The organism is Thermoplasmata archaeon (assembly GCA_038874435.1).
In the GTDB taxonomy this organism is placed as follows: Archaea; Thermoplasmatota; Thermoplasmata; order Lutacidiplasmatales; family SKW197; genus SKW197.
This window is the reverse complement of the sequence record JAVZCK010000007.1, coordinates 15,616-29,824: the sequence shown is the minus strand read 5'-3', so window position 1 is coordinate 29,824 and position 14,209 is coordinate 15,616. Positions and strand designations below refer to the sequence as shown.

Annotated in this window: 4 protein-coding genes; all 4 read right to left on the bottom strand. The window is 43.4% G+C overall.

Annotated elements, in window-relative coordinates; genetic code table 11:
• Window positions 1–6: 6 nt before the first annotated feature.
• A complete protein-coding gene (locus tag QXD64_04110; protein ID MEM3396498.1) occupies window positions 7–705 on the bottom strand; it encodes a metallophosphoesterase family protein in 699 nt (232 codons plus the stop codon).
• On the bottom strand, window positions 693–1,592 hold the full coding sequence (locus QXD64_04105; GenBank protein MEM3396497.1) for a DHHA1 domain-containing protein: 900 nt from the start codon (window positions 1,590–1,592) through the stop codon (window positions 693–695). The genes QXD64_04110 and QXD64_04105 overlap by 13 nt, the downstream gene beginning before the upstream one ends.
• Window positions 1,593–5,087: a hypothetical protein gene (locus QXD64_04100; GenBank protein ID MEM3396496.1), complete on the bottom strand. Its 3,495-nt coding sequence runs from the start codon at window positions 5,085–5,087 to the stop codon at window positions 1,593–1,595. It lies immediately after the preceding gene.
• Between the two features lie 85 nt (window positions 5,088–5,172).
• Entirely contained in the window at window positions 5,173–14,025 is an 8,853-nt protein-coding gene (locus QXD64_04095) for a S8 family serine peptidase (protein ID MEM3396495.1), read from the bottom strand.
• Window positions 14,026–14,209 lie beyond the last annotated feature (184 nt).

Sequence of the window (14,209 nt, the reverse complement as noted above, 5' to 3'; positions counted from 1 at the left end):
TTTTTCCTACCTCCCCTCAAGTAATCTACTGGCAAGAAAGTCGGGTAGACCAGTTTTCCTGATTTTTTCCACTACTTCTTCAACAGGATACTCAAATCTCTTAAGTGCTACACGCCAGGAATGCTCATCTATCTCAAGAATGGCATAGCCTGACTGCCAATTTCCATCTCTTGGCTGTCCAATACTTCCCGGGTTAAGAATTGCTGACTCTCCATAAGAAATTTGAAACTGGATATGAGAATGTCCTAGAATTAATATGTCAGCTTCTGCATCTCTGAGCATCTTTCCACTTGCATTCTCTGGATAAACATATTCGTTTCTGTCATACGGACTTCCATGGCATATACAGATTTGCCTTCCAGCACACACAAATCTGAGTATTTCAGGAAGTGACGCGAGATATTCCAGATGTCGTTGTTTCAACTGTTCTCTTGTCCATCTCCCAGCTTCTGCAGCCATCCAGTTAAGATTACTAAAGTCATTGTTAGCCACACCAAAATCATGATTACCAGCAACTGTAATGATGTTTTCAGTCATGAAAATCTCAACTACTTCCGCAGGATATGGGTTGTATCCTACAATATCCCCAGCACAACATATTTTTTCAACATTTTCCTCTCTAGCTTTTTTGAGAAATGTCACAAGTGCTGGTAGATTAGCATGCACATCTGAAATCACCGCAATTCTCAATTTCACCACCCACATGTGCTCCTTATTTTTTCAAGAATCTGATCGGCACTTATTTCTCCTCTCACACTCGCTCCACTTGCGCGCTTGTGGCCTCCTCCCCCAAACGCTCTAGCTATTTTGAGAACATCATATTCCGTCTGAGTTCTGAATTCAAGCTTTGTGATTACTCCACCCTCCTCATTATCTTTCTTGGTGACAAAAACAAGCACATCTATGCCAGAATTTTCGATTCTGTTAAACAATGGTGCAATAGGAATGGAATCAGGCATCGTGATTATAGAAACTGTCACGGTTCCAAGTTTGTAGTCCTTTTTTGTCATTATTGCTTTATTAATTGCGGCTTCAATCACTACATTGTACCTTGCAATCAGTTCGTCAAAAATAGGCCTGTAAATCGCACCTAGACCTTTTTCTGCAATTGTTGCAGTGAGGTCATAAAGGGCACGGTAAACCTCATGTCTCGGATAAATCATCTTTATCGCAAAAGTGACTGTTCTGAACCGTTCCGCAGTGTCTGTCACAACATTATTGGTGTCAATTTCATCTGCGACCTCTACGAAGTCAAAGATACCTGTGTAGTTGCCAACGACTCTAGTGGCAGATTTACTTTCTACATCCAACACTAAGGTTATATTATTTGGGGTCTTGCAATCCTCCCAAACATGATGGTCAAGCCAAAAAACCTTATCATACACGGCTGCAACCCCTATGCTTTTCTGGCTGCCGCTGATGTCGCAGATGTAGAGTGTGTCCCTTCCCTCTGTATTGAGGAGTGTGGTGCAGATCGTACTGAATAGACGATTAGGTGATGAAAAGTAAATCCAGAATTTCTGAGGGATTGCCCTCATTAAGGTTGCAGCGCTAAGGATTCCATCTGCGTCGTGATGGGTTATTATGTACATTCATAGCCTCCTTTTCATCAATATTCTCCCCGAAATGTTAAGCACGAGTCCAATTACCAGTGCAGTAATTCCAACAGGAGGTAGATAACCAATGACTGGGTTCACTACAACAGGGGGGTCTTCCACCACAATCACTCGCTCAACATCCTGGCTCCAGGTATCGTTGTTGTCTTTAACTCTAAATTTTATTATGTGCTCACCTTTGCTCAGTTTCTTTGTGAAGTTTGGTTCTGCAGAAAGCACACCATCAATGCTTGAGATCCAAAGGTAAGCGGTTATGTTACCATCTACATCGATGCCACTGCCCGCAAATTCAATCTCGGTGTTAGTGTAGGCTCTATAAGGTGAGATTTTTTCAATCTTTGCTACGGGCTTCTGGTTCACTGGCAAAACTGTAATGGTGAGATTCTGCGAATAAACTGTGTATTTTCCATCGCTTGCACTGAAATTGACCTCAAAACTGACTGGTTGCTCAGATACGAATTCTGCGGTGGAATTTTTTATTTTTATCAGGGGATCACTAACTGCAAAACTTAATGGTCCTTCCTCATCCCAGAAGTATTTATCTAGTTCTATTGTTATGCTCTGGTTCACATAGAGCGTGATGTTGTTCAAACCCCCTAGATATACTGGAGGATCGTTGACTTCCACATAGGTGAGATTTATCATAGGCGAGAATGCATTCTGGCCAGCAGAGTCCAGTGCAAAAAACTGAACTGTGATGTTAGTGCTTCCATGCCGCGGCATGTAAATTGCAATAGAACCGTTTATTAAAACTGTGGAATTTGTGCATCCATAGGTAAGAGCTGTTCCATCTTCCACGTCAAAAAAATGCTTAGAAAGGTCAAGGATAAACTGGGTATCCTCATAAACTGTGTAGATTGGTTCCAATCCTCCTAGATAAACGGGAGGATAATTGGTTTCATTTACGATAACTGTGAGATTTGCATAGTTTTCAAAAGTACCGTCATTTACTGCAAGTGTGACATTACTCCTGCCAACATAGTTGTATGTAATATTCACCTGGATCTTTGTTCCTATGATACTCACATTTATGTCCTTGTTTGTCTGGCTCGCCACCTTGAATTTAAGGTTCTGGGAAGGTGTGTCTACATCCGTTACATACGCTAACAAATCGAGGCCATTACTTGAAGAAATGTTTTTGTTTTTCTGGGTGTAAATTACTGGTAGAGGTTTCCATAGTGGAAAACCATATGGATACACTCTCACTATGAAGGAAGTATTTGTAGCATCAATACCATCTGAAACTGTAAGATTTACTGAGAAATTTCCTAACTCTGGGAAATTGAGGCGAAGCGAGAGGTTCTGGTTCAATGCCTCCACATACTCCGAATCTGAAGAGAGAGTAAATTCTGTGCTATCCACATCATGGATTTTGTCAGTTAAATTCAGGTAGAAGTCCACATTCTGGTTGACCTCAACATCTGGAATTGGAGAGATGAATGGGGGATCATTTACCTCTCTCACAGTCACATTGAAGTAGTTACTCCTTGTTTCCTGGTTTTCACTATCCATGGCTGCCACGCAAAACATTGCTCTCCCATACCAGTTCTCCGTAGGATAAAAGCTCATAAAGTTTCCTGAAATCTCCGCTCTCAGCACCTCTGGCTTCTCCATGTATACAATTCTGTAGTTAAGTACCTTGTCCTTTTCATCGTCGAAAATTTCTGAAAGGTCAAGAAGGTTAATTCCACTAACTGGAAAAGAATCTTCGTCAAATACAAGTTCTGGAATCAATTTTTTCAGAAATGGGGGGCATTTTATATAATTAAGCTGGAACAACGGTTGTATTATAAACTCCTGCGTGCTAGAAAAACAAACGGGCACATTCACGAAGCCTGTCTCGTTTGCAGTTGTCAGGCCCACATACTCAATCACTTTTTCAGTGATAAAAAGTGTAGTTGTATAATTGTAATCTATGGAAAGGGAGGCAACCGTAAGCTTTGTTGGAGATATGCCATAAAATGTAAGATTCACCCTTGCAAAACGGTTGCCCCAGGCATCTAGTATGGATGCGGATGAATTCAGGCATTCATTCAGCACAGCAGTCAGATTTACATTTTCTATGAACACATTTCTGTTGTTTCTATATAAATACACGTTTTTGTAAGAAGCAGTTACCACATCTATCCCATTTCCATCCACATCTGCAAAGGTACACCAATAGCCAGAACCTGAAAATACCTCCTCATAAGAATTGCCTTTTCCTAACAGGACATAAAATCCACCTGGTGAAGTAGAGAAGCCAAGGTCCTCCTTACCATCTTCGTTTATGTCAGCACTTACAATTCTGTTGACTTTTTTCCAGGGTTTCTGGATAAGCTGGCTCACTTCAAGAAGAGGAGAAACAATGTAGAGTGTCCCGTTTGTGTCTCCTACAACAATCCTCTTATCCTGGAGTACTGCAAGGGCGCTCAGTGGAAAACTAGATACGGAAATTGAGGTTCCGTTCTGGAAATACAAAAAGCCATCTGCAGCACCCCAGACCAACTCATTATTGTAAATACCGAGAGATTCTACGCTACAACTAGCTCCCTGAAAATTGTAGAAGAATGAGACGGTATCGCCTGTGAAATTGTACACATACACCATTCCACTATTCTTGCATAGGAATAGGTTTGTATCGTTTACAATAAAGTCCTTTATCCCATCTCCAGGCGATGCCACGGAGATTGCCCTGCTGAAGGTGAAATTGCCATAGTTTTTCACTACAAGAATACAATCAGAAAACTGGAAGTAGATGTCATCAAAGCCGGTGCTTCCTCTTCTAATCATGGCTTTTTTTGCAGGGTGGTCCTGATAATCCAACACGGGTACATAATGGGTGCTGAAAGTCCCGTTCCCTATATTTTCAAGCACTAGCATGTTCCCTGAGCGGTCAAGCACAATTATATCGATTTTACCATCATTGTTCAGGTCGCAAGTTTCAGTTCCATATAGGTCCAAACTGCTTGTTGCAATGGTTCTCGCATCTACAAACACCTGGGAACTTGTGTTTCGCTCCCAGATCTTTTTCCCGCAAGCATAAAACTTGAAATCATAGTTGTTGACCTGTGTCACATTGCTAGAAAGTGAAATGGATGCGGTATTTACCATGCTCAGTGGGACTTCAATTTCAATTTGATAGGTAGAATTCACGGCAAAATCAAGAACAACAGGGGTTGTGAAGTTCTGGTATTTCCCAAACATTCCTGTAAATTCCCAGACCTTTTTTCCACCAATGTACAGAACAGGGTTATCTGGAATTGGTGTCATATTTGATGAGAGAGTAATCGAGGCATTGCCCACAGTACCTCTTTTCACAACAGGCATAGAAAAATTCTGCCAGAAAATTCCTTTATCTTCCAAAATTTCAGTAGGTTCTGTCAGTTTTTTCGTCGTTTCCTTCAATTCAAACATCAGAGATGGCGCACTAACTATTGGGTTTACAAGCACAACCAATGCCACGACTAACACACACCAGTGAGGAAACATCATGATAATAATGGAAACGATATATTTAAGGTTGCCTGAGAAAAAACCAGAAATAAAAACAAAAAAAAGAAAAATTGTTCTTAGGTTATAGTTTTGGTTCCTCTGGCGTTTCTTGAGTTTTAGATGCGATTTCTGTAGGTGCACCTTCGTTTGTTTCCTCAGGTGTTTCTTGCATAGGGAGTTCTCCGGAGGGACCTCTCCTCCGCATCAACAGGAGGAGTACAATCGCTGCCACTATTAGTGCTACTATTAGACCAATCACTGCGAGCAACAGCTGCATGCCCAGATTGTTCAGGTCCTCTTTTAATTTGTCAATTATGTTTTTCTGGTCGTCAATCGTCTTGTTGAGGTTATCGAATTGCTCTGAAGTTGTCTTTGTGCAAAGGACTGTATATGTTTGGGTGTTCACATTGCCTGCAGCGTCTACTGCTCTTATTACAACAAGATTTGAACCATCTTTGAGGTTTATTGTTTTGGAGAAGCTCCCATCCACTCCCACTGTGACCTTCTCTCCGTTGATATATAGTTCTGCACCAGATTCTGTAGTGCCATTTACACTGCATTGAGTTTCTGAAGTCGTTGTGGGCACATTAGCTCTTAACATGGGTGGAGTTGTATCTACATTAACTGTGATATCAAGGGCGGTGATATGTCCTGCCCAATCCTCTGCTACTACATTGATTGTGTTATCTCCTTCGCTCAAACCTATAAGAGTAGTTAGGAAGTAACCATGGGCCGTGTAAAGACACTGTTCTCCGTTCACCCTGATGCTCTTCAGATTTGCATCGTTGACTTTGCCATATACACTAACAGTGGTTGTGTTAATCAATACTCCATCAACGGGTTGTGCAATTGTTATAACTGGGGAGATAGTGTCCACAATTACCTTTATCTTTGTGGTGTAGGTGTTGTGGGCAACATCTTCAGCAAAGAATAGGATTTCGTTCGTTCCCTCTGCAAGTGTGATTTCTGCACTGAAACTCCCGCTAGAAGATACCTGAACTAGATTGCCATTCACCTTCAGGGTCGCACTTGGTTCTGTTGTTCCTGAGACAACCACTGATTTGTCGCCAAGATAACTGGCATCTGCAGGGGATGCCACCGTTATCGTTGGTACTGTTGTATCCACAGTTACAGTGCGTTTCACCGTGACCTTGTTACCTGCCATGTCCTCTGCAACCACTGTGATTTCCTGCGTGCCATCTGCAAGGGTGAGATAATATCCGAAGGTTCCACCAGTTCCAACACTTACACCAATGCCATTTATACTGAGCGCTTTAAGATTTGCTTCCACAATCGTGCCGTTCACAAGCACGGTGGATTTGTTGAACACGCTGTTATTTGGTGGATTTGTTATGGCTATTACTGGTGCTGTGGCATCTACAATAACACTTATTTGCTTTGTGTTTGTATTACCAGCTGCATCCGTGCTCACAATCGTGATGGTTAGTGGTCCATCAGAAACACTGAGCACATAGTAGAATGTGCCGTCAGAGAACACAGTTGCATTGTAACCATTTACCTTCACAACGGATCCCGGTTCGGTTGTTCCTGTGACATTAATGCTCGTTGCTGGAATGTATTCTCCAGCTTGTGGATTTGTGACTGTTATTCCTGGCGCTACAGAATCTATGATTATAGATACACTTTCTGTAACAACATGGCCCGCCTTATCAAATGCTTTTACAGTGATTGTGTGGCTCCCTTCTGAAAGGTAAAGCACCTTGGCAAAGCTTCCGTCAGTCGCCACATCCACCATTATTCCATTTACTTCCACCTTATCAAGGTTCGTCTCTGTAACCTTACCTGTGACCAGCACCTCCCCGTTGTTCAGCACTGCGTTGTTTGAGGGCGTGTAAATTGTTACCACAGGTTCTATGGTATCCACAATAACATCCAGTTTCTGTGTGTTTGTATTGCCTGCGCTGTCAGTTGAAACTACGGTGATTGTATTCGCTCCTTCATTCAGCGTGATTTCACAGTAGAAGTCACCTGATGGTAACATTGTGGCAATGTTTCCATTCACCGTCACTACTGCACCTGGTTCGGAGTGACCTGTTACATTCACATCACTGGTTGGCAGCACCGCACTATTCAAAGGATTCGTGACGGTAAGTGCAGGTGCAGCGGTATCAACTTCGAAAATCGTGGTGAGTGTGGCGTAGTTAGATGCTTTATCATACATATCTATCTGGAGAATGTGTGTTCCGTCTGTGAGGTCAAATGGAATTGTACAATTTATATAATCACCGTCATAAACCACAAGGGATGTGAAATCAATATAGTCCAGATAGACATACGCCATAAGAAGGCCAGTGTAACCTAAGGTGTCGTCACAATATGCGAATACTGTGAGTTGTGAGGTATTGACCACAGGGGTTGGATAGAACAGACGAATGACTGGTGGCACTATATCCACAACTGGGACTGTGTATTCTGGTGTAAGAGCATCGTTGCCGGCCTTATCTATCGCAAAGATACTGTATTTGAATGTACCAATCGGTTGCCCTGGCACCGTGTACTTGTAGTAGTCGGGAGAGAACATAGTCATCGTGACATTTCCTGTTTGTCCGTCTGGTGTAGTATATCTTAATTTCACACTTTGAATGCCATAGTTATCTGTCACTTTGCACACAATGTCAAACGATACCATTGCATCAGCTCTCTGCACTGGCATATGCTGAATAACTGGATCCTGTGTATCCACAACAGGCACTGAGGACATCGGCGTGAAGTTCCAGTTACCGACCTTGTCAACAGCAGAAATCACATAGTATACAGTACCTGTTTTGTTCTGGGGTGGTAAGAAGTATGTGTAGGTGCTTCCACCCATCCAGTTCATGGTTACATTATAGTTGTTTCCGTTCACATCCGTGTAGTTCAGATAAACTGCTTTCAGTTCCCCATTGTCTGTGACTGTGGCAGTTATTCCACATCCTGACCCTACTTCTACAGAAGCAGGAGGTGTGTGAGTAATCACAGGTGGTGTAGCATCAATCACTATGGTGTAATAGGTTGCTGGAGCACCCAATGGCAGTGAGATAGAATGTCCACCATTGTCATATGCCACAAAGTAGTAATTAACATTGCCTGAAACTGTCTGACTTGGAATTGTAGCATTCCATACGCCATTGAAACTGTCCCCACTTGTACGCACCATTGGCACAGCATTGTAAGTGGATGAACCCACATTGGTGTAATAAAGTGTGACATTTTTTACCCCATCATCAATTTCTTTAGCCACAACACTTATCGGGATAGGAACATTCGGGGCTGCAGAGATTACTGGGGTGTGGAGCAGCAAAGGCAGGTATGTGGTGTTTCTGAAGGCATAGACAATTGCATTGTAAATAAGCTGTTTGTCTGCCTTGCACGCAAATCCAGAATACTCTGGGATATTGGAGGCATAGACGGTTGCACCATACCCATAGGTGTAGTTCACAATCACTGCTTCGTCTGAATAATATGTGGTTGCATTTGCAAGTTTTGTAGCACCAGCTAATGTTAGACCACTGTTCACAAGTGTATAGCCACTGCTTTCGCCTGTGAGATAGGGATTAGGAATATTATCGAACACTGGATGCGTAGGCATGAGAAGCGTGTAGCCAGGTGGTGAAAACAGATAATCGCCCCAGTAACCATATGGAGATTGGGCAATTCCGAATGCAGGAGCAAGCTTCATGTTGTTTATGGCTCCATCCCCAAATGTGCCCGCAGTCGCTACTGCACCGTGTCCATAGTAAATGTAGTCCTTGAGTGCCTGAATCTCTGCATCTGTGAATTCCCAGTTATACCCGGTATAGGTACCATTGTCCCATGCGTTGGAAATAAACACAACATGGGCTTCAGTACCAATCAGGTCCTCTGCTGTGATGCCTTCTTTGTCCAACGATGTTAAATCAAATTCAATCATGTAACTTCCAAATTTATACCATTTGCTCTCAATCTCTGAAAATACCGTATAATCCTTGATGTCCAGACCCCAACTATCTACCATTGCCACCTTAATTGGACCTTTTGGCAACACAGCATACAAATCTCCATAAATCCTGTTATTCCAGTCAACCGTTTCACCTGCTACTTCGTGCACATAAATCTGGACCTGATAACTGCCTTCAGATGTGGGCGTCCATTGGAAGGAAACACCTGCCTGTGACCCAGGAGAGATTGCGGCTATCACTTTAGTATCTACCAGTGCCGAGTTTACAATTAAGTCAACAATCACATTTGTTTCGGTATTGGTGCCTGCATTCAGAACAGTGGTGTTGATATATAGCTGCTGATTTGGAATCGTGTAATCAGGGAGTGCAAGAGAAGTCGGGAAGAGGTCATGGGCTAAGGGTGTAGAATTCTCGTATGCCCAAATTATTGCGTTGGCGACGAGTTGCATGTCCTGGGCGTTGGCACCGCCAGCATACTCAGGTATGTGGCCAAAGTAGATTGCCTCTGAAGCAGCATACTTGTACTCTGTGATGTAAGCATAGTCGTAGTATGTATCAGCTGCTGCAAGCACTGTTGCGTTATCTGGAGAGAGAAGAACGCAGGCGTACAGCAGCCCAGGCATGTAAGGCTCAGTCATATCCTTGAACAGTGGATGGGTTGGGTCATTGAATGCAAATGGGCTTACTATGGAATCAGACCAGTATCCCATCACCGCTGGGTCGAATCCAAATGCGTCAGCCAGTTTCATGTTGTTTGGAACACTGTCTCCAAATGTGCCGCTGGTTGCAATCATTCCATGAGCCATCATCGCATAAGTTTTGAGGGCTTGAATTTCTGCATCCGTGAATTCCCAGCCATAGTCTGGATACCAAGCATCAGAAAGGAAGAGCACATCTGCACCGCTTTCCACCAAGTCGTTCAATGTGATGTCTTCCATATTCAAGCTTTCAGTATCAAATTCGAACATGTAGTTGCTGTACTTATACCAGCTATTTTCAAGTTCTGCCCAAACCATGTAGGGCGCATTATCTGCTCCGAATGAATCTACAACCCCAATCTTGATTGGACCGGTGGGGACACGGACATAGGCCTGTCCTTCTTTGATATTGTTTCCAGTCACTGTTTCACCGGTTACTGGTGTTATCTCTACTGCAATTGGTCTGAGGCCCTCAACTGGAAATACAAAGGAAGTGCTAAGCGTGGTGGACTTACCCGCTGCAAGAGTAGGAATGTACTTCACGTCAATCACATTTCCATCTGCATAGAACTTCACTTCGATGTTTGTCTCTGTCTGCAAGCCCTTGTTTTTCACTGTAGCAGTGATCGTCACACTCTCACCTGGCTGCGACCATGTCTTGTTTGTAGAGATAGAGGTGGCTGCTAAATCATGCTGTTGCGGTGGGTTTAGCCACTTTATGATTCTGTCTATAATGAGCGTGCCATTTGTGATGTTTTCGTTTGTAATTGCTTCAAACGGGAAGGCAAAGAACACAGTTCTGAAGCCGGCAGTTGCATCTTCGTACCTTATTGCACATGGATAGCCATAGTTGCTTGTGAATACGGTATATGCACTTGCATCTGGTTCCACATAATCTGACCAGTCGTAGTATGGATATGATAGCTGAACTGTACCAAGTCCGTCACTTATTGGGTCACCAGATACGCCAACTACATAGGTGGCTCCGTAGTCATTATCATAGCTTCCAATGTGGAGATAATCCGTTCCAAATGTGGTAAGTCCTACATCCCAGAGATAGTCCTGGGCAGAAAGGAAGAGCTTACCACCAGCATCTAGATAAGCTGCAAGATTTGCCTCGTCAGAGACTGAAAGTGTGGTTGAGAAGTCATCACCCGTAGTCCATATTACAACATCATATTGATTAAGAGCATCTAAATCAGGACTTCCATCAATGGCAACATCCCAGACATCAAAGTAGTATCCTGCGAGTGTGAGTGGATTTGTAAAGTAGACCTCGTAATTTGCACCGAGGTCATCGTCAACAAGGAGAATGTTGGCTGGGGGTGGCGTAGTGAATGTGTAGTTTTTGGAATTGTTGTTGTTCATTGCACTGTTGCCAGCCGGGTCAACAGACACAACATAGAAGAAGTACTTGGTCTCTGGCTTCAGGTTCTTGATTTCCACGATGTGGTGGGTTACATAACCGGGCATGTTGATAACACTGGTAGCCTGCGGTTCGACTTCAATTCCCATTTCGTTTCTGAGCACTGTTTTATCCTTGTTAGGAATTACCTTGGCTTCAACTAATGAGACAGCATTGCTTCTCATGTCTCTCCTATCCCTGCCAACTGTTTTCATCGGAACAGGGTTTCCCTCTTCCCAGTAGTAGACCACGCTTGTAGCTGGCTCATCAGTCATCCATTCAATTGTGGCTTTCTTTGAAGCAATGGAGGTTACACTCACACCCCAGATTTCTGGTGAAATTCCATCCACAACAGCTGTTGCAGTTCTTTCGCCCAGTGGTGATAAATCTATGTATCTTGCGGTAATGTTGTCCTGTGCCTTTACCTCCAGGTAGCCATCACCTGGAGATGGATTGGCCATTTTAAGATGTATCACTCCTGAAAATTTACCTGTGTTTATGCCCGTTTCAGTTAGCAACACCGTTTCGCCATAGGGTTCAAGTTCACTCTCTATTTTAACACTCACAGTTTCTGCAGAACCAGGATTTGTGTTAAGGTCTGCATCCATCACAGTAATCGTCACGTTCTCGCTAGGCATGTAGTATTCCTTGTGTAACAAAATTGTACCTGGATGCTCTGCCTCAATGTTCCCACTTATCACAAGCGCAAAGTCCTGGTCAACCTCAGGCGTTTCGTTAACTGCATCCTGCGGAACATTCAAAGCAGAAATAATAACCCTATATGTACCAGGCATTGGATGCTCAATAAACACATTTTCAAGGTTGTTTTTGGCATCGGGTATTCCCATCGATGGCATGCTCCAGCCATTTGCAAATACATTGCCATAGTAGATTGTGTTGTCGGGTGCAATTACAATTAGGTTAAGGTCATTTACGAGCGCAGGATTTGCTGAGATGGCCCCAGGTATGTCCAGATAACTCATTGTCACTTTCAGTGGTTTGCTCGCATCAATAACCCTCACATCCTTTTCATATAGCTCACCTGTTTCTAGGTTATAGCCACCATCTACATAGACCACACCCAAGTCCGGCTGAATTACCTTTGTAAGGTTCATTCTGCCCCAGCCCTCATCCTTATTGGGCACAGGTGCACTTCCACCATTTGGCCCACCGAGCATATCATCTGCACCGTTTATCAATGCCGCTTTTACAAGGGCAGGAGAAGGTTCCTTACCATAGGTCTTTGAGTAGTATTCGAAGAAAAGAACCGCGCCACCTGCAACATGTGGAGTAGCCATACTTGTGCCTCCACACCATTCATAGTACTCATTTATGTTTCCCCAGCCCCAGCCGGGTGAGGCAGAAGAGGAGAGGGCAGAGGCAACCCATGTACCAACGCCTGTAATTTCTGGTTTCCATCTTCCATCTGCAGTGGGTCCGCGTGAACTGAAGTCAGCAATTTCTTCAGGATTGTCTGCATAACTGCCGAGGTTAGGTCTATAAATTTCCGAAGCCGCAACTGTCAGAACATTTTTTGCTGTGCCGGGGCTTCCTACAGTTTGGGTGCCTGGACCAGCATTTCCTGCTGCGAACACATAGGTAATTTGTTCCTTCCCGGCGTTGTATGGATTTGCATCTCTCACAGCCCAATCAAAATCCTGAGAATAGTCGTCATAGTCACCAGCAACTGCAGCACCCCAGGAATTGCTATGGATTTTCACGCTGTAGTTCGCTGCAGCACTTGTCATCACAGAAACAGGGTAAGAATAGCCCCAGTATCCATAGTCATCGAACAATCTCTGCATCATCACACTGGCTTTTGGAGCAACGCCATAACCATAGAGATACCCGTTTTCATCTGTCATACCAGTTGCTGCATTGCCTGCAATAATACCCGCACAATGGGTTCCATGGCCATAAGCATCCTCTGCAATTCCATCACCAGTATAAGTTTCAGTATAATCTATCAGTCCAACCACTCTTCCATAGAGGTCTGGATGCATTGTGTCCAAATTTCCATCGTCAAGGCCAGTATCTGCAAGTCCCACTACCACGCCCTCTCCCTGCCAGCCAAGTGATTGAATGTAGCCACCTGCTCCTGAGTAAGCTCCACTGTGGATTTCAACACCTATTTCGTCTGAAAGCTGTGGAATGACAAATGGTTCAACCCAGAGCACATTCTCTATGGATACAATCTTCCTCAACACCATGTGTGAAATTTCTGCCTTCACAACCCAGAAACCTCTCTTTTCATAACTTGCAATCACATTTTCTGCATAGCCCGAGATTTCCTTAAGCGTGTTTTTCAGGTTTTCATCAGGATAAATCTGAATTGTCACAGTGTACTTTCCACTCTTGGAAAGGAGTGATGGATGTACTTTGTATTCGGCTTCATAGTTTCCTACCCATCTCGGCCTAAGGAGTGCTGCTGTATCCTTTAGTGCATTTACATCTCCAAAAACAAGATAGGTATTGTAGGGGAGATACATCACCACTTTGATACCCATAGAAGTCAATCTGGTAACATCATCGGTCTTCGGCATTCTGTCAAACTGCCAGAGAAAATATTTTCCCTTAAGTTCTCCTGATTTACAAGCAAGCACAGGGTCAAATGTGCCAGTATCAAGACCAATGTACTTCATGTATGAAATATCAACAAGCACTGCACCCTCCGCTTCAAGAATTGCTTTCTCTTTCTGGCTTATCTTTACAATTTTCATTTCTCCATAGTCCTCTACAATCTCCAGCCACTGATTAGAATTTGTTCCCTTTACAGGTAACCACACTACGAATGTTTGCTTTTCAGGGATTTCTCCGCTTCCAGGGCTTGCGAGAAGTACAAACCCAGATATCAGAATCACAGCCGCTAATCCGAGCCCAAATATTTTCTGCATTCTTTCTATATTCATTTATATGCCCTCCGCTTATTTTTTCTCTGCCTACATAGGGGCACCAATATAAATACATTGGGGTTTTGCGTTTTTCGCAGGTTTTCCTGGTGTTCTAATCGCTTATTCTGAATGAAAGCTGAATACCACTCTATTTCTCGAAAACAAAAACAATAATAAGCAGAAGACC

Coding starts and splice junctions, on each gene's coding strand:
- QXD64_04110 (MEM3396498.1), bottom strand. CDS start 705: ATGTGGGTGGTGAAATTGAGAATTGCGGTGATTTCAGATGTGCATGCT.
- QXD64_04100 (MEM3396496.1), bottom strand. CDS start 5,087: ATGTTTCCTCACTGGTGTGTGTTAGTCGTGGCATTGGTTGTGCTTGTA.
- QXD64_04095 (MEM3396495.1), bottom strand. CDS start 14,025: ATGCAGAAAATATTTGGGCTCGGATTAGCGGCTGTGATTCTGATATCT.
- QXD64_04105 (MEM3396497.1), bottom strand. CDS start 1,592: ATGTACATAATAACCCATCACGACGCAGATGGAATCCTTAGCGCTGCA.